Genomic DNA, 24,010 nt, shown 5'->3' with positions numbered 1-24,010 from the left:
AGATCCAGCAGTGGACACACCCCGCGAGGCGGTCCGTCGAGTAGAAGGTCAGACACCCTCCCGCGCCACACCACCATTCTCAATGTCGAGTAGCCCCGGGGCGTATTGAGACCCGCCGTCACCAACAGGGCGGGTACGCAGACTCAGGTGCTGACGGTGGTGGATCTACTTGGAAGAGACGCCCGCAGCCATGCTGGTCGAGTAGCCCCGAAGGGGCGTATCGAGACCCACCCCTCTCAGCAGCGCGTGTCTGCAGACCCGTCTTCCGACGGTGGTGGATCTCGATACGCCCGCTCCGCGGGCTCCTCGATCAGCAGGCGAGCTCGCCCTCGCTCCCGAGGACGCACCCGCCTGCCGCACCGGTGCCCCCGCAGGGCATCCCTCCGCGCGCCGCCGCGCCGTAGCGTGACTGGCATGACGAACGACCCCGAGGCGCGCGACTTCCTGACCTCCCGCCGGGCCCGGCTGACCCCCGAGCAGGTCGAGCTGCCCGCCGGCGGGAACCGCCGGGTCCCGGGCCTGCGCCGCAGCGAGGTGGCCCAGCTGGCCGGCGTGAGCATCGAGTACTACTCGCGGCTCGAGCGCGGCGACCTGCGCGGCGCGTCCGAGTCGGTGCTGACGGCGCTCGCCGACGCCCTGCGCCTCGACCGCGCCGAGCGCGAGCACCTCTTCGACCTCGCCCGCACGGCCGAGCGCTCGCCGCTGCGCTCCCGTCGGCGCGTGCCCGCCGCCGTCCGCCCGAGCATGCGGCTCGCGGTCGAGTCGATCACCTCGGCCCCCGCCTTCGTCCGCAACGGCCGCCTCGACGTCCTCGTCGAGAACGACCTCTTCCGCGCGCTCTACGCCGACCTCTACGCGCTCCCGGAGCGCCCGGTCAACCTCGCCCGCTTCGCCTTCCTGCAGCGCGAGCTCGCGGAGGCGTTCTACCCGGTCTGGAGCACCGCCGCCGACATCACCGTCGGCATCCTCCGCACCGAGGCCGGCCGCGCCCCGCACGACGCCGAGCTCCAGGCCCTCGTCGGCGAGCTCTCCACCCGGAGCGACGAGTTCCGCACCCGCTGGGGCGCCCACGAGGTGCGCCACCACGCCAGCGGCAGCAAGTTCTTCCACCACCCGATCGTCGGCGACCTGCACCTCAGCTACGAGGCCTTCGAGCCGCTCGGCGACCCCGGCCTCGACTTCCTGATCTACAGCGCCGAGCCGGGCTCGCCGAGCGACGACGCGCTGAAGCTGCTCGCGAGCTGGTCCGCGACGCAGGCCGCCCAGTCGACGCAGTCCGCCCAGTCAGCCCCCGCCGCGCACCCCGCCCCCGCCGACAGGACCGCCGAGTGAACCGCCGCACCACCCTCCTCTTCGCGATCGCCGGCGGCGTCGCCGTCGGCAACCTCTACTGGGCCCAGCCCCTGCTCGACTTCCTCGCGACCGATCTCGGCACGAGCACCGGATCCGCGGGCTGGCTCGTCACCGCGACGCAGCTCGGCTACGCCCTCGGCGTGCTCCTCTTCGTCCCGCTCGGCGACGTGCTCGACCGCCGTGTCCTCGTCCCCGCCGCGATGCTCTGCGCCTCACTCGCCCTGCTCGCCTGCGCGCTCGCCCCGACCTTCGCCGTGCTCGTCGCCACCCTCGCGCTCGTCGGCCTGACCACCGTCGCCGGCCAGATCCTCGCCCCGCTCGCGGGCGACCTCGCCGACGACGCCACGCGCGGCAGGGTCGTCGGCACCGTCGTCTCGGGCATCCTGACCGGCATCCTCGTCTCGCGGACGATCAGCGGCCTCATCGCCCAGGCCGCCGGCTGGCGCACCGTCTACGTGGTCGCGGCGGTCGCGGGCGTGGTGCTCGCGGTCCTGCTCGCCCGAGCGATCCCGACGCTCCCGCCGCGCACCCGCCTGCGCTACCCGGCCCTGATCGCCTCCGTCTTCGCGATCGTCCGGCGCGAGCGCTCGGTGCGCTGGAGCCTCGCCCTCGGCGGCACGTCCTTCGCGGTCTTCACGATGTTCTGGACGTCGCTGACCTTCCTGCTCAGCGCCCCGCCGTTCTCCTTCGACGTCGGCACGATCGGCCTCTTCGGCCTGATCGGCCTCGCCGGCGCCATCGCCGCTCAGCGCGCCGGGCACCTGCACGACCGCGGCCTGGCCCTCCCGGCGATCGGCGTCGCCTGGGCGGCGGTGCTGCTGTCCTTCGTCATCGCGGGCGTCGGAGGCGGCTCGATCGTGGCCGTGATCGTCGCGATCCTGGTGCTCGACGTCGCGATCCAGGGCCACAACATCCTGGTCCAGTCGCGGATGTTCCAGGTCGACCCGTCGGCGCGCAGCCGGCTGAACACCGCGTTCGTGACGACCAACTTCGTCTGCGGCGCCCTCGGCTCGGCCCTCGCGTCCTTCCTCTGGACGCACGGCGGCTGGGGCGCGGTCTGCATCGCCGGCGCCGTGCTGAGCGGCTTCGCGCTCACGGTCTGGCTGCTCGGCCGCCGCTCGGCCCTGGTGCTCCCCGCGGCGCAGCCGGCGGTCTGAGCGCGGCGACCGCCGGGCGCTCCGGTCGGGCCCCTCAGCTCAGCCGGGACTCTCCGGCCAGCCGGAAGGGCTCCCCAGGAGCCAGCACGTGCACCCGCTCCGGATGCGACACCGCGCGCAGCACGTCGGCCGGGTCGCCGTTGAACGGCGCGAAGTCCGGCGAGTCCACCGAGCCCCAGTGGTGCAGCAGCAGCTGCGACGTCGGATGCGCGTCCGCCATCTCGATCGCGCCCTCGAAGGTGAAGTGCCACTCGCTGTCCGAGAAGTCGAAGAGCATCACGTCGGGGCTCGGCCCGGTCAGGTGGTGCTCGCGGATCAGCCGCGAGTCGCCCGGCGCCCAGATCGTGCCGTCCGGCGTCTCGAGCCAGAAGCCGCAGGCGTCCTCCTCCTCGAAGAAGCGCTGCCCCGGCTCGGGGAACGCGTTCTGCCAGGCGTGGTCGGCCGGGGTCAGCCGGACGCCGACGCCGCCGACCTCGAACGCGTCGTCGATCCCGTGCCCGTGCGCCGGGAGTCCCTCGGCGGTCATCTCCGAGGCGACGTACCGCGTCGAGTGGAACGCGGTCGTCACCGGCGCGAGCTCGCGGCAGGTCGGCCGGCTGAAGTGGTCGTTGTCGCTGTGGGTCACCAGCACCGCGTCCAGCCGCGGCACGGCGGCGGCGGCGATCGGGAAGTCGATCAGCACCGGCATGTCGAAGCCGCCGAGCAGCGGGTCGATCATCAGCGAGGTGCCGCGCGAGGTGAGCAGGAACCCGGCCATGCCGAGCCAGCGGAGCGTCGTGCCGCCGTCGTCCTCGAACGCCTCCTCGCCGAAGAAGCGGGTCGGCCCCGCCACCGCCTGGCGGCGCCCGTCGTCCTGCGCGTTCGTCATCGTCGTCTCCGCTCGTCGAGGTCGGTCCGGGACCACCCTACGAGCGGCTCCGAGACGGGGCGGCGCGTGCTGCGGCGCGTGCTCATTCCGCGAAGACGCGCTTCGCGACGTCGATCGCCGAGAGCGCCTTGGGCCAGCCGGCGTAGAAGGCGAGGTGGGTGAACGCCTCGACGATCTCGGCCTCGGTCAGCCCGTTGTCGCGGCCGATGCGGATGTGCGCGTCGAGCTGCACCGTGCTCCCGCCGGTGAGCAGCGACGAAAGCGTGAGCAGGCTGCGGTCGCGCTTGGCGAGCTCGGGGCGCTCCCAGACGTCGCCGAAGAGCACGTCCTCGGTGAGCTGGACGATCTTCGGAGCGAGGTCGCCGATGGTGGCGCGGAGCGGGCTGGGGGTGGTCTCGGGCACGGGGTCTCCTCGGGGCAGGGGGAAGGGGGATCCCGACCACTCCACACCGCTGTCCCCGCGCGAGCGAGGCCCTGCCGGAACGTGTACCGCCAGGGCCTGTCCCGCCCGCCGGCCCCGGCCTAGCGTGGCGACGGAGGCGGACGCCCGGCCCGCCGCCGCAGCGGAAGAAGGACCCCGATGAACATCGAACCGACGACCCCCACCGTCAAGAACCCGCCCGAGCAGTTCGCCGGCGACGTCTGGCTCGACACGATCGTCGTGCCGCACGACGCCGACCAGCGCACCACGATGGCCCGGGTGCGGTTCGCCCCCGGCGCCCGCACCGCCTGGCACTCGCACGCCCGCGGCCAGTACCTGCACGTGACCTCGGGCGTCGCCCGCTTCGGCGGCCGCGACGGCACGGTCCTCGAGGTGCACGCCGGTCAGACCCTCTACACCCCGCCCGGCGAGGAGCACTGGCACGCCTCCGCGCCCGGCGTCTTCATGGAGCACCTCGCCGTCCTCGAGGCCGCCGACGATCCGTCCACGACGACGGCCTGGGCCGAGCACATCACCGACGCGGACTACGAGGGCAGCGCAGCCGAGGGGCGCTGACGGACGCAGACCATCAGCTGAGACGCCTTCTCATCGCCCATGAGCGATGAGCCGCACGCTCAGCTGACGTTCTGCAGAGACAGGCTCCGGAGTACTACTCGTACCGCAGCGACTGCACCGGATCCGCCCGCGCCGCCCCCGCGGCCGGCAGCGTCCCCGCCACGAACGCGATCACCATCACGACGAGCACCACCGTCAGGATCGACACCGGGTCGAACGCGATCAGGGTCAGCCCCGGCAGGTCCGAGAGCGGCGAGCCCGAGAGCACCCCGCTCAGCCCGGTCCCGGCCGCCACCGCCAGCAGCGCGCCGATCGCGCTGCCGAGGAAGCCGATGAACGCCGCCTCGATGCTGAAGAGCGCGAACACCCGTCCGCTGCCCCTGCCCATCGCCTTCATCAGGCCGATCTCGCGGGTCCGCTCCTGCACGCTCATCAGCCGCGTGACCAGCCCCTGATCCGCCAGGCCGTCACCGACATCCTGAGCGGCGAGAGCGGCATCGAGGTCGTCGGCGAGGCGCGCACCGGCCGCGAGGCCGTCGAGCTGGCGACCCGCCTGCGCCCCGACGTCGTCCTGATGGACATCCGCATGCCCGAGCTCTCGGCCCACGACCGCGCCCAGCTCGTGATCGCCGCCTACGAGAGCGGCCTGCTGCCCCCCGGCGCCTGACGCCCTCCCCGCCGAGGCGTCCTCGAACCGTCGAGGCGTCCCGTAGCACCGGGACGCCTCGACGGGAGCGGGACGTCTCGCGCGCGCGTCACGCCGGCGGCGGCACGCTCACGATCCGGTCGTCCGCCTCGCCCGGCGATCCGCGGCCGTCCGTGTTGCTCGTCACGAACCACAGGTCGCCGTCCGGTGCCGCCACCGCGTCCCGCAGCCGCCCGTACTCGCCCACGGCGTACTCGGTCGAGGCCGACGGATCCGCGACCGGCACCGCGCGCAGCACCTCGCCGCGCAGGTTCGCCAGATAGAGCACGCCGTCCAGCTGCGCCATCCCGCTCGGGCTGGCCGCGCCCGGCTCCCACTGCTGCACCGGATCGACGAAGCCGTCCTCGCCGGCGATCCCCTCCACCGCGGGCCAGCCGTAGTTCGCGCCGGGCTCGATCACGTTCAGCTCGTCCCAGGTGTCCTGCCCGAACTCGCTCGCGAAGAGCGTGCCGTCCTCCGCCCAGGCGAGGCCCTGCGGATTGCGGTGCCCGCTGCTCCAGACCAGCGACCCCGGGTACGGGTTGTCCTCGGGAACGGCGCCGTCGAGCGTCATCCGGAGGATCTTGCCGGAGAGCGCGTCCGGGTCCTGCGCCGCCTCGCGCCGCCCGGCGTCGCCGACGGTCGCGTAGAGCATGCCGTCGGGGCCGATGGCGATCCGTCCGCCGTCGTGGGTGCGAGCGGCCGGGATCCCGTCGAGGATCGTCTCCGGGTCGCCGAGCGCGTACGACCCGGCCTCGCCCTGGAGTGCGTACCGCTGGATCCGGTTGCCGTCGGCCGCGGTCGAGTAGGCGAACAGCGTCCGCTCGTCGACGGCCAGCCCGAGCAGCCCGCTCTCGCCCTCGGCGACCACGCCCTCGACGACGCCGACCTCGCGGGTGCCGCCGTCCGCCGTGAGCTCGAGCACCCGTCCGCTGTCGCGCTCGCTGACGAGCGCCGTGCCGTCGTCGACGAAGACGACCGACCACGGCGCCTCGAGCCCCTCCGCGACGCTGCTCGCGCCGACGAGCTCGCGCGCATCGGGGCCGGGAGCGGCCGGAGTTGTGCTGCAGGAGGCGAGCCCCACGCCGAGCGCGAGCGTCGCGCCGACGAGGGCGGAGCGGAGGACGGGACCGGTCATCCCCCCAGGCTGCCCGCCGAACCTTCGAGAGTTCTCACTTCCATGCTGGTCGAGTAGCCCCGAAGGGGCGTATCGAGACCCGCGCTCCGCCGGACGGGGGCCGCATGATCGCCCCGATCCGCCACCACCGCTAGCACCCCCGCGGATCCCGCGCACCCCCACCGCATGTCGGACCCGCGGCGTAGCGTTGCAGAGGTGATGCGCCCCCAGATCAGCACCCTCGGCCAGCTGCGCGCCTCCGGGCACGCGCAGAAGACCCTCCGCACCGAGATCCGCGACAACCTCCTCGACGCCCTCCGCGAGGGCCGCGACCCCTGGCCCGGCCTGCACGGCTTCCAGGACACCGTCATCCCCCAGGTCGAGCGGGCGGTGATCGCCGGGCACGACATCGTGCTCCTCGGCGAGCGCGGCCAGGGCAAGACCCGCCTCCTCCGCACGCTCAACGGCCTGCTCGACGAGTGGACCCCCGTCATCGAGGGCTCCGAGCTCGGCGAGCACCCCTACGAGCCGATCACCTCGATCAGCAGGCGCCGGGCGGACGAGCTCGGCGACGAGCTGCCCGTCGCCTGGCGCAGCCGCGAGGAGCGCTACGTCGAGAAGCTGGCCACGCCGGACACGAGCGTCGCCGACCTCATCGGCGACGTCGACCCGATGAAGGTGGCCGAGGGCCGCAGCCTCGGCGACCCGGAGACCATCCACTTCGGCCTCATCCCGCGCAGCCACCGCGGCATCGTCGCGATCAACGAGCTGCCCGACCTCGCCGAGCGCATCCAGGTCGCGATGCTCAACGTGATGGAGGAGCGCGACATCCAGATCCGCGGCTACGTCCTGCGGCTCCCGCTCGACGTCCTCGTCGTCGCCAGCGCCAACCCCGAGGACTACACGAACCGCGGCCGGATCATCACCCCGCTGAAGGACCGCTTCGGCGCCGAGATCCGCACCCACTACCCGACCGCGCTCGTCGACGAGGTCGCCGTGATCCGCCAGGAGGCCGATCTCGTCGCCACCGTCCCGGACGCGCTGATCGAGATCCTCGCCCGCTTCACCCGGGCGCTGCGGGAGTCGTCCTCGGTCGACCAGCGCAGCGGAGTGAGCGCCCGCTTCGCCATCGCCGGCGCCGAGACCATCGCCGCCGCCGCCCTGCACCGGGCCACCCGGCGCGGTGAGGAGGAGGCGGTCGCCCGCCCGATCGACCTCGAGACCGCGGTCGACGTGCTCGGCGGCAAGATCGAGTTCGAGTCGGGCGAGGAGGGCCGCGAGGACGAGATCCTCGACCACCTCCTCCGCCAGGCCACCGCCGAGACGGTCCGCGCGCATCTCCGCGGACTCGACCTCACCCCGCTCGTCACCGCCGTCGAGAACGGTGCGATGATCACCACGGGCGAGCAGGTGACGGCCGAGGAGTTCCTCGCCGCCCTGCCCGTCCTCGGCGAGTCGACCCTCTACGACGACATCGCCGATCGCCTCGAGGCCGTCGGCGCGGGCCGCCGCGCGGGCGCCGTCGAGCTCGCGCTCGAGGGCCTCTACCTCTCCCGCAAGCTCAGCAAGGAGACGGGTGGGGGCGAGGCCGTCTATGGCTGAGCCGCTGGTCATCGGCTTCCCGCTGTCCGCCGGACGCCCGCTGCCCGGAGGGCGCTCCCGTGCCTAGGGGCAACCGCCGGCTCGGGCGCGATGCCCGCTACTCCCGCTACGACGGCGGTCCCGACCCGCTCGCCCCGCCGGTCGACCTCGCGGAGGCGCTCGACGCCATCGGCGAGGACGTCATGGCCGGCACCTCGCCCGAGCGCGCCATGCGCGAGTTCCTCCGCCGCGGCGGCCGCGACGGCCAGGGTCTCGACGACCTCGCCGCCCGCGTCGCCGAGCGCCGGCGCGAGCTGACGCAGAAGCACGGCCTCGACGGCACCCTCCGCGAGGTCCGCGAGCTGCTCGATCGCGCCGTCCTGGCCGAGCGCAAGCAGCTCGCCCGCGACACGCAGATGGACGACGGCGACCGCGCCCTCGCCGAGATCCAGCTCGACAGCCTCCCGCCCTCGCCCGCCGCCGCGGTCTCGGAGCTCTCGGACTACCGCTGGCAGAGCCCGGAGGCCCGCGCCGACTACGAGAAGATCAAGGAGCTGCTCGGCGCCGAGATGCTCGAGCAGCGCTTCGAGGGCATGAAGCAGGCCCTGCAGAACGCGAGCGACGAGGACCGCGCCGCGATCGACGCGATGCTCCGCGACCTCAACCAGCTCCTCGAGGCGCACGCCCGCGGCGAGGACACCCCCGAGCAGTTCGACGCCTTGATGGCGCAGCACGGCGAGTACTTCCCCGAGCGGCCCGAGACGGTCGACGAGCTGATCGACGCCCTGGCCGCCCGCGCCGCCGCGGCCCAGCGGATGCGCAACTCGATGACCCAGCAGCAGCGCGACGAGCTCGACGCCCTCGCCCAGCAGGCCTTCGGCACGCCCGAGCTGATGCAGTCGCTCGGTCAGCTGGACGAGACCCTGCGGGGCCTGCGGCCCGGCGAGGACTGGGGCGGCTCCGAGCGGATGGACGGCGAGCAGGGCCTCGGCCTCGGCGACGGCACCGGCGTCTTCCAGGAGCTCGCCGACCTCGACGCGCTCGCCGACCAGCTCGCGCAGCCGCACGAGCGCTCGAACCTCGACGACCTCGACCTCGACCTGCTCGCCCGCCGCCTCGGCGACGACGCGGCGGTCGACGCGCAGACCCTCAAGCGCCTCGAGAAGGCACTGCGCGACTCCGGCACCCTGCGCCGCGGCTCGGACGGCGCGCTCACCCTCACTCCGAAGGCCATGCGCCAGCTCGGCAAGGCGCTGCTGCGCGACATCGCCGACACGATGTCCGGCCGGCAGGGCGCGCGCGACGTGCGCCGGGCCGGCGCCGCGGGCGAGCGCTCCGGCGCGACCCGGCAGTGGGAGTTCGGCGACACCGAGGCGTGGGACGTCACCCGCACCCTCACCAACGCGCTCACTCGCACGGCGGGCGACGGTCGCGAGGCCGGCTCCGGCGTCCGGATCGAGATCGGCGACGTCGAGGTGCAGGAGACGGAGGCGCGGACCCAGGCCTGCGTCGCCCTCCTCGTCGACACCTCGTTCTCGATGGCGATGGACGGCCGCTGGGTGCCGATGAAGCGCACCGCCCTCGCCCTGCACACCCTGATCTCGAGCCGGTTCCGCGGCGACGAGCTGCAGCTGATCGCGTTCGGCCGCCAGGCCGAGGTGATGGACGTCGAGCAGCTCGTCGGCCTCGACGCGGAGTGGGAGAAGGGCACCAACCTGCACCACGCCCTGCTGCTGGCAAATCGGCACTTCCGCAAGCACCCCAGCGCGCAGCCGGTGCTGCTGATCGTCACCGACGGCGAGCCGACCGCGCACCTCGAGCCCGACGGGCAGATCTACTTCGACTACCCGCCGGACCCGGTGACGGTCGCCGTCTCCGTCCGCGAGCTCGACGCCTCCACCCGCCTCGGCGCGCACACCACGTTCTTCCGGCTGGGCGACGACCCGGGGCTCGCCCGCTTCATCGACTCGCTGGCCCGCCGCGTCGGCGGCTCCGTCGTGAACCCGGAGGCGGACGACCTCGGTGCGGCCGTCGTCTCGTCCTACCTCGGTGCGCGCGGCGCGGCTCCCGGCGGGCGACCGCCCGGCGACGAGCTGTTCGGCCGCGGCTGGGGCTTCTAGAGGGTCGGGTGTCCGGACGCCCGGTGCTCCCGGGCGCCCGGATCGCCGTCCGCGGCTAGAACAGCGGCCACGGCACGGCGGGCATGCTGCCGCGCGGTGCCGGGAAGCGGCCGGAGGAGCGGAGCCGGTCGCAGCGCTTGGCGAACGTCGCGATCTCCTCGTCCAGCAGCAGCTCGGACAGCGCCGCGCCGAGCGGCCCGTCGATCGCCGAGCGCAGCCGCTTCAGCGCCGAGAGCTCGTCGCCGGTCAGCGGCTCGCCGACCCAGCCCCAGAGCACCGTCCGCAGCTTGTGCTCCACGTGGAAGGTCAGCCCGTGGTCGACGCCGTAGCGGTGCCCGCCCGGCATCTCGAGCACGTGCCCGCCCTTGCGGTCCGCGTTGTTGACCACGACGTCGAAGACGGCCATCCGCCGCAGCGCCGCCGAGTCCTCGTGCACGAGCGAGATGTCGCGGTCCTCGGCGTCGCTGCCGTCGAGCACATGCCGCCAGCCCTCGGGCACCGCGTCCGCCGGCACCAGGTCGACGGCGTCCTGCTCCGGATCGATGTCCTGCCAGAGCTGCACCATGCCGACGCCCAGCGGCCCCTCGCGGAGCCAGGTGCGCGGCACGACGTTCCAGCCCAGCGCCTCGGAAGCGAGGTAGGCCGAGACCTCGCGGCCCGCGAGCTGCCCGTCCGGGAAGTCCCAGAGCGGCTTCTCCCCGGCGACCGGCTTGTAGACGACGGAGGTGCCGCCGATGCTGCCGAGGAACGTCGCGTTCGAGGCGACCGTGATCCGGCCGGTGAGCTCCAGCTCGCCGCTCTGCAGCTCGGAGTCGGCGGGCAGCTCGATGCCGGGCCGCTCGGCGCTCGACAGTTCGCTGCTCGGCTGCCCTGCGCTCGACAGCTCGCTGCTCTGCGGCTCGTGCTCGCCGTCCGGCCCGGCCCGATCGGTCATGTCAGCGGGCAGTCGTGCCCGTCGGGGTCCATCGGCTCGCCGCAGCGCGGGCAGAGCGGACGGCCGGCGCCGACGATCTCGAGCGTGCGCTTGGCGAAGGCGCGGGCGGTGCCGACCGGGATGCGCACCTGCAGCATCTCGTCGGGCAGCGTGGGGGAGTCGTCGATGCCGAGGTCGTCCTCGTCGTCGCCCTCGACCACGGGGTAGGCCTCGATGACGACCTGCGCCGTCGACGGATCCCAGCCGAGGCTGAGGCTGCCGACGCGGAACTCGGCGGCGACCGGCTGGTCGAGCGGCTCGTTGTCGACGAGCTCGGGGGGAGTGCCGGGCGGCACGCTCGCCGGGTTGCCCTCCGCGGACATCAGCTGGTCGAGGATCTCGTCGATCTTCTCCGCGAGCAGCGCCGACTGCTGCTTCTCCAGCCCGACGCTCACGACGCGCGGCCCGGTCCGGGCCTGCAGGTAGAAGGAGCGGGAGCCGGGGGAGCCGATCGTCCCCACGACGACGCGGTCCGGCCAGTCGAATCCGTGCACGATGGGCATGCCCCCAGTCTACGAGCGCCCGCCTGACCCACCCCTGCACGCGGACGAGACGCCCTTGCGGGCCCCGCCCCTCCGCGCGGATCGAGCAGCCCGCGCAGCGGGCGCTTCATGCTGATCGAGTAGCCCACGCAGTGGGGGTATCGAGATCCACGTCCGCCGGCGTTCGGTCTCGATACACGCTCCGCGTCTACTCGACCAGCGTGTGCCTGCGCCGCTCATGCCATTGCTGCTCGAGCAGCCTTCGCAGTGGCACCTGCATGCTGATCGAGTAGCCCGCGCAGGGGGCATATCGAGATCCACCCCGCACAACATCAGCTGAGACTGGTGTCCCTCCCCCCACAGCCGACGCCCACCCCTCTCAGCTGATGTTCTGCGCCGCTACTCGTGCCCCGCCCCGCCCCCGACCGGCGCCTCGGCCTCGGCCGGCGCCGGCGTCCGCAGCCAGCCCAGGTCGCCGGCCTCCGTGTTCATCGCGATCACGTCCGGCCGCCCGGCGCCGTAGCGGATGATCGACACCGACGCCGGCCCGACCGACAGCCGCTGGAAGAGGTCGAGATGCATGCCGAGCGCATCGGCGAGCACCGCCTTGATGATGTCGCCGTGGCTGACCGCCGCCCACACCGCGTTCGCCCCGTGCTCCGCCGCCACCGCCGCGTCGTGCCGCCGGATCGCGGCGACCGAGCGCGCCTGCATCCCGGCCAGACCCTCGCCGCCGGGGAAGACCGCCGCGGACGGCTGGTTCTGCACGACCGACCACATCGGCTCCTTGGCGAGGTCCCGGAGCGAGCGCCCCTGCCACTCGCCGTAGTCGCACTCGGTGATCCCCTTCTCGATCGGCGTCGCCGGCGAGCCGTCCTGCCGCTCGAGCAGGTACCGCGCCGTCTGCCGGCAGCGCTCGAGCGGACTCGACACGACCGCGGCGAGCGGGACCGCGGCCAGCCGCTCCCCGGTGCGCGCGGCCTGCGTGCGCCCGACGTCGTCGAGGCGGACCCCGGCGGTGCGTCCGGCGAGGATCCCGGCGGTGTTGGCCGTGGTGCGCCCGTGACGGACGAGGAGGAGCGTGGGCATGCGGCTCAGCCTAGACACGCCCCCTCCGCGCCTCCTCAGGAGCCCGACCCACCTCCGGCTCGCGATTCCACCTCCGGCTCGCCGACTCCGCCGATTCCCGCGAGCCGAGCGCGTTCCGACGAGCCGAAGGCCCCCGCGAACCACCTCCGGCTCGTGATCCCGTCTCCGGCTCGCAGATTCGGCTCAGCCCCGCGAGCCGGAGTCGAATCGACGAGCCGGAGGTGCCGAGCACTGACCTACGGCTCGCGGTTCCACCCCCGGCTCGCGGAACCCGCCGGTTCGAGCGAGCCGAGCGCGGTTCGACGAGCCCGACCCACCGGAGTCACCTCCGGCTCGCGATCACCGCTTCGGCTCGCCGAATCCGTCGATTTCAGCGAGCCCGGCGGGTACCCGCGAGCCGAAGGTCCTCCGCCCGGCTGCCGGCCACTCCTCCCGGCGACTGATGCCGCGCAACCCGACCCTCGCTACCGTTGAGAGGCGGCCGCCCACCGCGGCCCCGTCAACACAGGCACCGAAGGGACTCCCATGGACGGGACGAACGGCACGACGCCCACCGGCACCCCGCAGTACGCGACCGGCACCCCGCAGCACGCGACCGACTCCCCGCAGGACGGCGTCGATCAGCACGACACCACCGCGGCCGTCGCGAGCCCGAGCACCGCGACCCTGGCCACCCCCGCCCCCGCCTGGGCGGCCCCCGACGCCACCGGCCGCCAGGACGAGATCGCCCTCCGCATACGGGGCCTCCGCAAGCGCTTCGGCGACAAGGAGGCCGTCGCCGGCATCGATCTCGATGTGCCGGCCGGCTCCTTCTTCGGCCTCGTCGGCCCCAACGGCGCAGGCAAGACGACCACCCTCTCGATGGCGACCGCCCTGCTCCGCCCCGACGCGGGCACCGTCACCATCCACGACGTCGACGTCTGGCAGGACACCCTCGAGGCCAAGCGGCTGATCGGCGTGCTCGCCGACGGCGTCAAGCTCTTCGACCGCCTCACCGGCCTGCAGCTGATCACCTACTACGGCCTGCTCTGCGGCATCGACCGCCCGACCGTCCTCGAGCGCGCCGGCGACCTGCTGGCCCTGCTCGGCCTCGACCCCGCCGACCGCACCCTCGTCGTCGACTACTCCGCCGGCATGACCAAGAAGATCGCGCTCGCCTGCGCCCTCGTCCGCGCCCCGCGGCTGCTGGTGCTCGACGAGCCCTTCGAGTCCGTCGACCCGGTCTCCGCCGCGAACATCCGCGACATCCTCACCGGCTACGTCGCCTCCGGCGGCACCGTCATCGTCTCCAGCCACTCGATGGACCTCGTCGAGCGGATGTGCGACCGTGTCGCCGTCATCGCCGACGGCCGCGTCCTCGCCGCCGGAACGCTCGAGGAGGTCCGCGCCGGATCCAGCCTCGAGGAGCGCTTCGTCGACCTCGTGGGCGGCCGCACCCACCAGGAGGGCCCGGCATGGTTGCGCATCTCCTGAGGCTGCGCCTGCTGCTGCTGCGCAATACGCTCACCCGCAACGTCTGGCAGCTGATCGGCGTGATCTTCGGCGGGCTCTACGCGGTCGGCGTGCTCGGCGTGGTGGTCGTCGGGCTGATCGCGCTCGGCGCCTCCGACCCGGCGTTCGCGAACGTCGCCCTGATCCTCGGCGGCTCCGCGCTGCTGCTGGGCTGGGTCCTCGGTCCGATCTTCGTCTCCGGCTCGGACCAGAGCCTGGACCTGCCGACCCTGGCGACCTTCCCGATCCCGCTCCGGACGCTGATGCTCGGCCTCGCCGCCGCGGGCCTCGCGGGCTTCCCCGGGATCGTCACCTCGCTGGCCGCGCTCGCCTCCGCGGCGGCCTGGTGGAGCAACCCCGTCGGCATCCTGCCCGGCCTCGTCTCGGCGGTCATCGGCGTCGCCACCTGCGTGGTCGCCTCGCGCCTCATCGGCGCTCTGACCACCGGCCTCGGCTCGAGCCGCCGCTACCGCGAGGTGATCGGCGGCGTCGTCCTGGTCGTCGTGATCCTGCTCGGACCACTGTTCATCGGACTGACCACCGTGATCAGCGACGGCCTCGACACGCTCCCCGTCGTCGCGTCCGCCCTCGGCTGGTCGCCGCTCGGCGCGATCTGGGGCGTCCCCGGCGCGATCGTCGCGGGGGAGTGGGCGGTCGCCCTCGGCCGCTTCGCGATCGGCGTCGCCACGCTCGCCGCCGTGGTGTGGCTCTGGGCGCGCGCACTCCGGCACGCGCTGGCCGAGCCGGCCGCGTCCTCCTCGCAGGCCGCCTCGGGCGCGCAGGGCATCGGACTGCTCGGCCGCTTCCCCGGCACCCCGACCGGCGCGATCGCCGCGCGGGCCCTCGGCTACTGGTGGCGCGACCCGCGCTACAGCCGCGGACTCCTGGTGATCCCCGCGGTCGTCGTGCTGGCCGTCTTCTACAGCGCGCTGCAGGGCGGCGGCTCGACGCTGGTCGTCCTCTCCTCCCTCTTCATCGCCCTGATCTTCGGCGTGACCCTCTGCGCCGACGTCTCCTACGACGGCACCGCCTGGGCCGCGCACGTCAGCTCCGGAGTCGCCGGCTCGGCCGACCGCGCCGGCCGCGTCATCGCCGCCGGCCTCATCGGCGTGCCGGCCGTGCTGATCGTCACCGTCGGCACCTGCCTCTACGCGGGTCGGCCGGAGTCGATCCCCGCCGTCCTCGGCATGTCGCTCGCGCTGGTGCTCAGCGGCTTCGGCGTCTCGAGCGTCGCGTCCGCGCTGGTCGTCTACCCCGTGCCGGCCCCCGGCGACAGCCCGCTGAAGACGCCGCCCGGCTCCGGGATGATCTCGAGCGTCGTGATGCTCGGCAGCATGGGTGCGACCGCCCTGCTCTCGCTGCCCTCGCTCATCCTCGGCACGATCTCGCTGGTCGGCGGCAGCCTCGGCTTCGGCCTCGGCGCGCTCGCCGCCGCCGTGGTCGTCGGCGCCGTGCTCGCCCTCGTCGGCGTCCGCGTCGGCGGCCGCATCCTCGACCGCCGCGCCCCGGAGCTCCTGTCCGCCCTGGTGACCATCGGCTGACGCCCGCGCCCGGCCACCCCTCTCTCCACTCTCCAAAAGTTGCGGTAGTCGCGCCCGACTACCGCAACTTCTGGAGAGTCGCGCGGCCCTCCGCGCTCCGGACCGGGCGGGGACGCGTCGACTACGCGAAAGTTGCGGTAGCCGCCGTCGACTACTGCAACTTCTGGAGGGTCGCGCAGCCGCGCGGGCACGGACCACCCCTCTCACCTCTCCCGCCCTCCAGGAGTTGTCGTACTCGCGCGCCCTGCACGACGAATTCCGAGCACCCGCCGACCTCCCGTGGCCCGCGCGCTGTGATTCGGTCGAGTACGCGAAAGTTGCGGTACTCGCCGCCGACTACCGCAACTTGTGGAGGGGCGCGAAGCCGCCCGGGCGCCCGGGACCATGGAGACGCGTCGAGTACGCAGTAGTTGCGGTAGTCGCCGTCGACCACCGCAACTTCTGGAGGGTCGCGGGGCCGCGCGGGCGCAGCCGGGCGGGCGGTCGGGAGCGACCCGGCCGGCGCGGCAGGATGGGGGCATGCGCAGCCTCGAAGCCCTCCTCGACCCGGAGTCGGAGGCCCGGATCCGCGGCCAGTGGGAGGCGCTCGAGGCGGCCGGCATCCCGAGCCTCGCGCTGCACACGTCCGCCAGCAACCGCCCGCACCTCACCCTCCTGGCCGGACCCGAGCTGACCCCGCCCCCGCCAGGCGCGCTCGGCGAGCTCCCGGCGACCGTCGAGCTCGGCGCCGTGCTGCTCTTCCCGCACTCCGGCCGCTTCGTGCTCGCCTGGGGAGCCGTCCGCGCGCCCGCCCTCGACGCCCTGCACGCCCGCGCGACCGAGCTGATGCCCGGCGCCGTGCCCACCTCGCCCGAGTCGTGGACCCCGCACATCAGCGTCTCCCGCCGCCTCCGCGCCGAGCAGCTCGGCCAGGCCGTCCCCCTCCTCGGTGAGCCCTTCACCGTCGGCCTCGCGAGCATCCGCTTCTGGGACGGCGACACCAAGACGATCACCGAGCTCTGACCCCGCCGGCTTCTCGCCCCGCCTGCCGGCTTCTCACCCGCCCGCTTCCGTCGACCCCCGGCTCGTGAGTCCACCTCCGGCTCGTCGAATCGACCAGTTCCTGCGTGCCGAAGGTGCTTCCGCGTGCAGAAGCCGCTTCGCGCTCATCTCCGGCTCGCGAATCCACCTCGGGCTCGCGGAATCGACCCGTTCCCGCGTGCCCGAGGCCGTTCCGCGAGCCGGAGGCACTCGAACCACCACCACCCCGCCGCGCCCGTCCCTCCTCCCCAACCCCGCACCTGCTGCGACCCTCCCCAGAACGCCGCTCGCCCGGGGCTGCGTCGGAGGCGCCGGGTAGAGTTCCACGGGTGACTGAGCCGACCGCGACCGCCCTCTCGACCGCCGAGCGCCCCACCGCGGACGCCCCGGCCGGCTCCTCCGCCGAGGCCCAGGAGATCCTCGAGCGGGTCTTCGGCTACGGCTCGTTCCGCGGTGAGCAGCAGGCCATCGTCGAGCAGGTCATCGGCGGCGGCGACGCGGTCGTGCTGATGCCCACGGGCGGCGGCAAGTCGCTCTGCTACCAGATCCCCTCGATCGTCCGGCCCGGCACCGGCGTCGTCGTCTCGCCGCTGATCGCCCTGATGCAGGACCAGGTCGACGCCCTGCGCGCGAACGGCGTCCGCGCCGAGTTCCTCAACTCCACCCAGGACATGGGCGAGCGCCAGCGCGTCGAGCGCGCCTACCTCGACGGCGAGCTCGACCTCCTCTACGTCGCCCCCGAGCGCCTCGGCAACGAGGGCACCAAGCAGTTCCTCGCCCGCGGCCGCATCGCCCTGTTCGCCATCGACGAGGCGCACTGCGTGAGCCAGTGGGGCCACGACTTCCGCCCCGACTACCTCGCCCTCGGCGAGCTGGCCGAGCGCTGGCCCGACGTCCCGCGCATCGCCCTCACGGCGACCGCCACCGAGGCGACGCACCGCGAGATCACCACCCGGCTGCACCTCGGCGCGGCCCGCCACTTCATCTCCAGCTTCGACCGCCCCAACATCCAGTACCGGATCGTCAACAAGGTCGAGCCGCGCAAGCAGCTGATCGACTTCCTCAAGCGCGAGCACGCCGACGACGCGGGCATCGTCTACGCGCTCTCCCGCAAGAGCGTGGAGGCGACGGCCGAGGCCCTGCGCGCGGCCGGCTTCGACGCGGTCGCGTACCACGCGGGTCTCGACGCCCGGGTCCGGGCCGCCGCGCAGTCGCGCTTCCTCCGCGAGGAGGGCGTCATCGTCTGCGCCACCATCGCCTTCGGCATGGGCATCGACAAGCCGGACGTCCGCTTCGTGGCGCACATCGACCTGCCGAAGTCGGTCGAGGGCTACTACCAGGAGACGGGTCGCGCCGGCCGCGACGGCCTGCCCTCCACCGCCTGGCTCGCCTACGGCCTGCAGGACGTCGTCCAGCAGCGTCGGATGATCGACGAGTCCCCGGGCGACCTCGCGCACCGTCGGCGGATGTCCGCGCACCTCGACGCGATGCTCGCCCTCTCCGAGACGGTGCAGTGCCGCCGGGTGAACCTCCTCGCCTACTTCGGCCAGGAGAGCACCCCCTGCGGCAACTGCGACACCTGCCTCGAGCCGCCCGCCTCGTGGGACGGCACGGTCGCCGCGCAGAAGTTCCTCTCGACGGTGGTGCGGCTCAAGCGCGAGCGCAACCAGCAGTTCGGCGCCGGCCACATCATCGACATCCTGCGCGGCAAGACCACTCCGCGCACGACCCAGCACAAGCACGACTCGATCGCGACCTGGGGGATCGGCGCCGACCTCAGCGACACCCAGTGGCGCGGCGTCGCCCGTCAGCTGCTCGCGCAGAGCCTGCTCGGCGTGAACGACGACGGCTTCGGCACGCTCGTGCTCACCCCCGAGTCGGCGTCCGTGCTGAGCGGCGAGCGCAAGGTCGAGCTGCGGCAGGAGCCCGAGCGCCCCGCGCGCTCGAGCGGCTCGTCGCGCTCCGGCCGCTCCACCGTCTCCGACCTCTCCGCCGAGGCGCAGCCCCTGTTCGAGCGGCTCCGGGAGTGGCGCGTCGCCCAGGCCCGCGCGCAGTCGGTCCCGGCCTACGTCGTCTTCAACGATGCGACCCTCCGCGAGATCGCCACGGTCGAGCCGACCACGATCGACGCCCTCAGCGTCATCGGCGGCGTCGGCCAGAAGAAGCTGATCACCTACGGCGCGGCGGTGCTCGCCGTCGTCGCCGGCGAGACTCCGGAGATCGCGGAGCCCGACGCGAACCAGGAGGCTGCCCCGGCGAGGCGCCAGCCCGCCGCCCGGCCGACGGCTGCCCGCTCGTCCGGCGCGCGCCCGTCCTTCGGCGGTGAGCGGTCCGGTCCGCCGGTCTCCTCCGCCCCGCCCGAGGACGACTGGGTCCCGCCGGAGGAGCCCGACGAGGATCCCGGCTGGGACACCTACTGAGCCCACCGCGGAGCTGAGCCCGCGGCGCGGCTGAGCCGGCGGCGGCACGGGGCCGCGGTCGGCCTGAGTCCGGCCGCTCAGCTCCCCGAGCCGACCGTCGCCATCCAGCCGCCGAGCACGGTGCAGCCGAACGACAGCGCGAGCCCCGCGATCGGCACCCAGAACGCGATCCGCCGCACCACCAGCAGCACGATGGAGACGGCGATCGCCGCGAGGAACGGCACCCACACCCCACCGGCCGCGACGAGCACGCCCCAGCCGATCAAGTCGGTGTCGCAGTCGTTCCCGCCCATGCAGGCGTCGCTCGCCATCGCGAAGAACAGCCCGAAGTAGGACAGCAGCAGCGTCGCCCCGAGCGCGCACAGGATCAGCACCAACGTCAGCACGAGGTCCCAGACCCGCACCGGGCGCCGCTGCCGGGCCGCGGTCCACGGTGTGCCGGGCCCCGAGGGTCGCGCCGACTCCAGCGCCTGCACGGACTCCATCGAGGTGGGCGGCCGCCAGTCCGGTCGGCTCTCGCGACGGGGCGGAGGCAGCTGCGGCTCGCTCATGCCCCGAGCCTAGCCACGCCCCTCCCGCCGCCCCAGGGCCCCACATGGTGGTCGAGTAGCCGCCGCAGGCGGCGTATCGAGACCCGCCGTGCTCAGCAGGCCGGGTCTGCAATCCAGCAGTTCGACGATGGTGGATCTCGATACGCCCGCTCCGCGGGCTACTCGATCAGCATGATCGGCCCCCGCATGCTGGCCCCGTGACGCTGCAGTGTCGTATCCGCATGCTGGTCGAGTAGCCCCGCAGGGGCGTATCGACACCCACCCGCCTAGGCACGACGCGTCCGCAGACCCGAGCCCCACCACCGGCGCATCCGCGCCCCGCCCCGCTGGCCGGTTCCGACAACCCGCCCCCGCCCGCTCGCGCCGCCCTTTGTGGCCGCGCCACGGAACGTTTCCGCGATCCGCCGACCCGACCTAGCGTGCATGAGCACCGCCTCCCGACGCACTGCAGCGGCGGGATCGACCGCTCGATCCTCCGCTCCGGCCGATCGCGAGCGGTCCGAGCCGAAGACGGTCGAAGGGATCCTCCTCATGAGCACCACAGCGCCCCGCCCCCACTCCGCCGCCGACGCCGCCGACCGCGCCGGATCGCGCCCCTGGATCCGCCGCTCCCGCTCAGGCCCGATCACCCCGCCCCCGCCCGTCGACGTGCTCGGCAGCGAGGTCGACGCCCGGCTCGACGAGGACGGCGCCCCCGGCGTCGACGTCGCGGCCCTCGGCGAGCTGCTGCTCGGCGAGTGGCGCGAGCAGCGCCTCGCCACCCGCGCCCTCACCTCCCGCCCTGAGCTGCACCGGACCGACGGCCTGCCGATGGCCGAGCACCGCGCCCGGGTCACGCAGCAGATGAGCATCCTCGCGGCGGAGGGCGGCGTGCACCGCGCCTTCCCGGTCGCGCTCGGCGGCGACGCCGACCACGGCGGCAACATCGCCGGCTTCGAGGAACTGGTCACCGCCGACCCGTCGCTGCAGATCAAGTCGGGCGTGCAGTGGGGACTCTTCGGCGCCGCCGTCCTGCACCTCGGCACGCAGGAGCACCACGAGAAGTGGCTGCCCGGCATCATGAGCCTCGAGATCCCCGGCGCGTTCGCGATGACCGAGACCGGGCACGGCTCCGACGTCGCCTCGATCGCGACCTCGGGGACCTTCGACGAGGAGGCCGGCGACTTCGTCCTGACGACCCCGTTCCGCGCCGCCTGGAAGGACTACCTCGGCAACGCCGCCGTCGACGGCCGGGCCGCCGTCGTCTTCGCGCAGCTCGTCACCCGCGAGGTGAATCACGGCGTGCACGCGTTCTACGTGCCGATCCGCGACGAGGAGGGCGCGTTCCTCCCCGGCGTCGGCGGCGAGGACGACGGCCTGAAGGGCGGGCTGAACGGCATCGACAACGGCCGCCTGCACTTCGACCACGTCCGCGTGCCGCGCGAGAACCTGCTCAACCGCTACGGCGACGTCGCGGCCGACGGCAGCTACTCCTCGCCGATCGCGAGCCCGGGCCGCCGCTTCTTCACCATGCTCGGCACGCTCGTCCAGGGCCGCGTCTCGCTCGACGGCGCCTCCGTCGCGGCGTCGAAGATCGCGCTGACCATCGCGATCACCTACGGCGACCAGCGCCGCCAGTTCACCGGCGGCGGCGACCGCGAGGAGGTGCTGCTCGACTACCAGCGGCACCAGCGCCGGCTGCTTCCGCGCCTGGCCACGACCTACGCGGCGGGCTTCGCGCACGACAGGCTGCTGCGCGCCTTCGACGACGTCTTCTCCGGCAAGAACGACACCGACGAGTCGCGGCAGGACCTCGAGACGCTCGCCGCGGGTCTCAAGGCGCTGTCCACCTGGCACGCCCTGGACACCCTGCAGGAGGCGCGCGAGGCCTGCGGCGGCGCCGGCTTCCTCGCCGAGAACCGGCTCACTCAGCTGCGCGCCGACCTCGACGTCTACGCGACGTTCGAGGGCGACAACACCGTGCTGCTGCAGCTCGTCGCCAAGCGACTGCTGACCGACGTCGGCCGCCGGTTCAAGAACGCGCAGCCGGGGGAGCTGGCGCGCTACGCGGTCGGCCAGGTCGCCGGAGCGACGGTCAACAACTCCGGACTGCGGCGGCTCGCGCAGGTCGTCGCCGACCGCGGCTCGACCGCCCGGTCCGTCGGCCAGCTCCGCGACGAGCAGCGCGAGCTGCTGACGGACCGCGTCGAGAGCATGGTCTCGGGAGTCGCGTCACACCTGCGCTCGGCGTCGAAGCTGCCCGCCGACGAGGCCGCCCGCCTCTTCAACGCGCACCAGAGCGAGCTGATCGAGGCCGCCCGCGCGCACGCCGAGCTGCTGCAGTGGGAGGCGTTCACCGAGGCGCTCGCCACCATCGAGGACGACGGGACGCGCACGGTGCTGACCTGGCTCCGCGACCTGTTCGGCCTCGAGCTGATCGAGAAGCACCTCGCCTGGTACCTGCTGCACGGCCGGCTCTCGTCGCAGCGGGCGCTCGCGGTGACCTCCTACATCGACCGCCTGCTCGCGCGCCTGCGCCCGCACGCCGGCGACCTGGTCGCGGCGTTCGGCTACCGCCCCGAGCACATCCGCGCCTCGATCGCGAGCGGCGCCGAGGCGACCCGCCAGGAGGAGGCGCACGCCTGGTACGAGGCCGCCCGCGCCGCCGGCACCCTCCCCACCCCCGAGAAGTCCCCCAAGCGCTGACCCCCCTCCGCGAGATGCCACTTGTGCACGCGACACGCCGTGAGAAGCGTGCACAAGTGGCATCTCGCGACCGGAGTCAGCGCTCCAGGAAGGCCAGGGCGGCGTCGCGCTCGGCGCGGAGCTCGAGGACGGACTCGTCGATCTTGGCGCGCGAGTGAGCGTCGATCTCCAGGCCCGGGATAATGCGCCACTCGCCGTCGACGGAGCGGACGGGGAACGAGGAGATCAGGCCCTCCTCCACACCGTAGGAGCCGTCGGACTCGACCGCCGCGGAGGTCCACTCGGTGCCGGTGACCCAGTCGTGCACGTGGTCGATCGCGGCGGACGCGGCCGAGGCGGCGGAGGAGGCTCCGCGCACCTCGATGATCTCGGCGCCGCGCTTGGCGACCCGCGGCTCGAACTCCTCGTGCAGCCAGGCGGTGTCGACGAGGTCGGCGACGGGCCGGCCGTCGACGACCGCGTGGCTGACGTCCGGATACTGCGAGGCGGAGTGATTGCCCCAGATCGTGACGCCGGAGATCGCGTCGACCGGAGCATCGAGCTTCGCGGCGAGCTGCGCGACCGCGCGGTTGTGGTCGAGGCGGGTCATCGCGGTGAAGCGCCCGGCCGGGATGTCCGGGGCGCTCGCGCGGGCGATCCAGGCGTTGGTGTTGGCCGGGTTGCCGACCACGAGCACACGGATGTCGTCGGCGGCGTGCTCGTTCAGCGCGGCGCCCTGCGGACCGAAGATGCCGGCGTTCGCCGCGAGGAGGTCGGCGCGCTCCATGCCTGCCGAGCGCGGGCGGGCGCCGACGAGCAGGGCGACGCTCGCGCCGTCGAACGCGGCGGCCGGGTCGTCGGTGACCTCGATGCCGCGCAGCAGCCCGAACGCGCCGTCCTGCAGCTCGAGCGCGGTGCCGGCCGCGGAGCGCAGGCCGGCGGGGATCTCGAGGAGGCTCAGCCGGACCGGGACGTCGGGCCCGAGGAGCTGCCCGGAGGCGATGCGGAACAGGAGCGCGTAGCCGATCGCGCCTCCCGCTCCCGAGACGGCGACGGTGACGGGGGTGCGCTGCATGCTCATGCGGCCGACGCTAGTCCGGCCGCCTGCGCGCCGCATCGGAAGCGGGGTCCCGAGACGCGCTGCGCGTTGCTCGACCCGCGCAAGGAGCGGCTGTCGCCGCGCTCTCCTCTCGTGCCCGCGCATGCTGTCGCTCTCCCTCGCCGCCGCGCTCCCGTGCATGCTGGTCGAGTAGCCGCGGCACGCGGCGTATCGAGACCCCACCCCTTCGATCCTTGACCGTTAGACCTCTAACCATTAGAGTTCTGAGCATGCAGGAACCCCGCGACCGCCCCACCTCCGGACTCGAGCTCGTCCGCTGGCTGGCGTGGGCGCAGCGCAAGGCCGGCGAGGACTGGATCCGCGCCCGCGAGCTCAGTCACGAGCAGGCCTTCGTCCTCGGCTACCTCGCGCAGACGCCCGGCGTCATCCAGCGCGAGATCGCCGAGGTCAGCCGGACGAGTCCCGCGAGCGTCACGAGCCTCCTGCAGGGGCTCGAGCGACGCGGCCTCGTCGAGCGGCGCACCGAGGGTGGCGACGACCGCCGCAAGCGCGTCTACGCGACTCCCGCGGGCGCCGAGCTCATCGCCGGGTTCGAGGACGCCATGCTCGCGGCCGACGAGACCCTCCTCGCACCCCTCGACCCCGGGGAGCGCGCCACCCTCCAGGCGCTCCTGACCAAGATCACCGCGGTCCTCCCGCCCCCCACCCGCTAGGCGTCCGGGCGCTCCGCCCCCGCCTCCCGTTCCGCCCTTCCTCGCGCGCCGCTCCCTCGCGCGCCTCCTCGCCGCGCCCTCCGCGGTGCCCCGACCGCGCCCTCCTCGGCGCGCCCTCCCTCCTCGCG

21 protein-coding genes are annotated in these 24,010 nt (G+C 73.6%); 12 read left to right on the top strand and 9 right to left on the bottom strand.

All coding sequences use genetic code 11. From position 1 onward, the window contains the following. The first annotated feature begins 414 nt into the window (after positions 1–414). Entirely contained in the window at positions 415–1,332 is a 918-nt protein-coding gene (locus tag EDF22_RS14710; RefSeq protein WP_123705561.1) for a helix-turn-helix transcriptional regulator, read from the top strand. Then, on the top strand, positions 1,329–2,510 hold the full coding sequence (locus EDF22_RS14705) for an MFS transporter (RefSeq protein WP_123705560.1): 1,182 nt from the start codon (positions 1,329–1,331) through the stop codon (positions 2,508–2,510). The genes EDF22_RS14710 and EDF22_RS14705 overlap by 4 nt, the downstream gene beginning before the upstream one ends. Before the next feature lie 34 nt (positions 2,511–2,544). Here the strand turns inward: EDF22_RS14705 and EDF22_RS14700 are convergent, their stop codons facing one another. Continuing rightward, on the bottom strand, positions 2,545–3,378 hold the full coding sequence (locus tag EDF22_RS14700; RefSeq protein WP_123705559.1) for an MBL fold metallo-hydrolase: 834 nt from the start codon (positions 3,376–3,378) through the stop codon (positions 2,545–2,547). 82 nt (positions 3,379–3,460) lie between these two features. Further along, the gene (locus EDF22_RS14695) at positions 3,461–3,781 is read right to left on the bottom strand and encodes a carboxymuconolactone decarboxylase family protein (RefSeq protein WP_123705558.1); all 321 of its coding nucleotides are present in this window, start codon (positions 3,779–3,781) and stop codon (positions 3,461–3,463) included. A gap of 177 nt (positions 3,782–3,958) precedes the next feature. On the opposite strand from EDF22_RS14695, the gene EDF22_RS14690 reads away from it, so the two are divergent. Continuing rightward, positions 3,959–4,375: a cupin domain-containing protein gene (locus EDF22_RS14690; RefSeq protein ID WP_123705557.1), complete on the top strand. Its 417-nt coding sequence runs from the start codon at positions 3,959–3,961 to the stop codon at positions 4,373–4,375. 94 nt (positions 4,376–4,469) lie between these two features. Here EDF22_RS14690 and EDF22_RS14685 read toward each other — a convergent pair whose 3' ends face one another. After that, positions 4,470–4,808: an ABC transporter permease gene (locus EDF22_RS14685; RefSeq protein WP_123705556.1), complete on the bottom strand. Its 339-nt coding sequence runs from the start codon at positions 4,806–4,808 to the stop codon at positions 4,470–4,472. Between EDF22_RS14685 and EDF22_RS21105 the strand changes: the two genes are divergently transcribed. After that, positions 4,797–5,042, top strand: coding sequence for a response regulator (locus EDF22_RS21105; protein WP_221180948.1), 246 nt, complete (start codon positions 4,797–4,799; stop codon positions 5,040–5,042). The genes EDF22_RS14685 and EDF22_RS21105 overlap by 12 nt on opposite strands. A gap of 88 nt (positions 5,043–5,130) precedes the next feature. Here EDF22_RS21105 and EDF22_RS14675 read toward each other — a convergent pair whose 3' ends face one another. Next, a complete protein-coding gene (locus EDF22_RS14675) occupies positions 5,131–6,198 on the bottom strand; it encodes a sorbosone dehydrogenase family protein (protein ID WP_123705555.1) in 1,068 nt (355 codons plus the stop codon). A 198-nt stretch (positions 6,199–6,396) separates the two neighbouring features. On the opposite strand from EDF22_RS14675, the gene EDF22_RS14670 reads away from it, so the two are divergent. Next, the gene (locus EDF22_RS14670) at positions 6,397–7,779 is read left to right on the top strand and encodes a magnesium chelatase (protein ID WP_123705554.1); all 1,383 of its coding nucleotides are present in this window, start codon (positions 6,397–6,399) and stop codon (positions 7,777–7,779) included. 59 nt (positions 7,780–7,838) lie between these two features. Beyond that, positions 7,839–9,878 (top strand): VWA domain-containing protein, encoded by a 2,040-nt coding sequence (locus tag EDF22_RS14665; protein WP_123705553.1) that lies wholly within the window; start codon positions 7,839–7,841, stop codon positions 9,876–9,878. Positions 9,879–9,933: 55 nt separating this feature from the next. Here the strand turns inward: EDF22_RS14665 and EDF22_RS14660 are convergent, their stop codons facing one another. The 3 genes from EDF22_RS14660 to EDF22_RS14650 form a co-directional block, all read right to left on the bottom strand. Further along, positions 9,934–10,701 carry an SCO1664 family protein gene (locus EDF22_RS14660; RefSeq protein WP_221180947.1) on the bottom strand — a complete coding sequence of 256 codons (768 nt, stop codon included), beginning with the start codon at positions 10,699–10,701 and terminating at the stop codon, positions 9,934–9,936. Positions 10,702–10,808: 107 nt separating this feature from the next. Further along, positions 10,809–11,354: a DUF3090 domain-containing protein gene (locus tag EDF22_RS14655; RefSeq protein ID WP_123705551.1), complete on the bottom strand. Its 546-nt coding sequence runs from the start codon at positions 11,352–11,354 to the stop codon at positions 10,809–10,811. Positions 11,355–11,732: 378 nt separating this feature from the next. Further along, a complete protein-coding gene (locus EDF22_RS14650) occupies positions 11,733–12,422 on the bottom strand; it encodes a histidine phosphatase family protein (protein WP_123705550.1) in 690 nt (229 codons plus the stop codon). A gap of 525 nt (positions 12,423–12,947) precedes the next feature. Here EDF22_RS14650 and EDF22_RS14645 point away from each other — a divergent pair. From EDF22_RS14645 to recQ, 4 genes are all read left to right on the top strand, one after another. After that, on the top strand, positions 12,948–13,895 hold the full coding sequence (locus EDF22_RS14645; RefSeq protein WP_123705549.1) for an ABC transporter ATP-binding protein: 948 nt from the start codon (positions 12,948–12,950) through the stop codon (positions 13,893–13,895). Further along, positions 13,877–15,454, top strand: coding sequence for a transporter (locus tag EDF22_RS14640; protein ID WP_123705548.1), 1,578 nt, complete (start codon positions 13,877–13,879; stop codon positions 15,452–15,454). Before EDF22_RS14645 ends, EDF22_RS14640 begins: the two co-directional genes overlap by 19 nt. Positions 15,455–15,973: 519 nt before the next feature. Beyond that, positions 15,974–16,456: a 2'-5' RNA ligase family protein gene (locus EDF22_RS14635; RefSeq protein WP_123705547.1), complete on the top strand. Its 483-nt coding sequence runs from the start codon at positions 15,974–15,976 to the stop codon at positions 16,454–16,456. A 347-nt stretch (positions 16,457–16,803) separates the two neighbouring features. Beyond that, positions 16,804–18,894 (top strand): DNA helicase RecQ, encoded by a 2,091-nt coding sequence (gene recQ / locus EDF22_RS14630; protein WP_185038942.1) that lies wholly within the window; start codon positions 16,804–16,806, stop codon positions 18,892–18,894. A 77-nt stretch (positions 18,895–18,971) separates the two neighbouring features. Here the strand turns inward: recQ and EDF22_RS14625 are convergent, their stop codons facing one another. Beyond that, positions 18,972–19,445 (bottom strand): DUF6264 family protein, encoded by a 474-nt coding sequence (locus tag EDF22_RS14625; RefSeq protein WP_123705546.1) that lies wholly within the window; start codon positions 19,443–19,445, stop codon positions 18,972–18,974. A 531-nt stretch (positions 19,446–19,976) separates the two neighbouring features. Between EDF22_RS14625 and EDF22_RS14620 the strand changes: the two genes are divergently transcribed. Continuing rightward, positions 19,977–22,130, top strand: coding sequence for an acyl-CoA dehydrogenase (locus EDF22_RS14620; protein WP_123705545.1), 2,154 nt, complete (start codon positions 19,977–19,979; stop codon positions 22,128–22,130). A 76-nt stretch (positions 22,131–22,206) separates the two neighbouring features. Here EDF22_RS14620 and EDF22_RS14615 read toward each other — a convergent pair whose 3' ends face one another. After that, positions 22,207–23,184: a malate dehydrogenase gene (locus tag EDF22_RS14615; protein ID WP_123705646.1), complete on the bottom strand. Its 978-nt coding sequence runs from the start codon at positions 23,182–23,184 to the stop codon at positions 22,207–22,209. Between the two features lie 254 nt (positions 23,185–23,438). On the opposite strand from EDF22_RS14615, the gene EDF22_RS14610 reads away from it, so the two are divergent. Next, a complete protein-coding gene (locus tag EDF22_RS14610) occupies positions 23,439–23,882 on the top strand; it encodes a MarR family winged helix-turn-helix transcriptional regulator (RefSeq protein WP_123705544.1) in 444 nt (147 codons plus the stop codon). The last annotated feature ends 128 nt before the right edge of the window (positions 23,883–24,010 follow it).

The sequence above is a fragment of the Rathayibacter sp. PhB127 genome, from assembly GCF_003751665.1.
Classification (GTDB): Bacteria; Actinomycetota; Actinomycetes; order Actinomycetales; family Microbacteriaceae; genus Rathayibacter; species Rathayibacter festucae.
The sequence above is the reverse complement of the archived record's forward strand: the minus strand, read 5'-3'. Positions and strand labels throughout refer to the sequence as shown.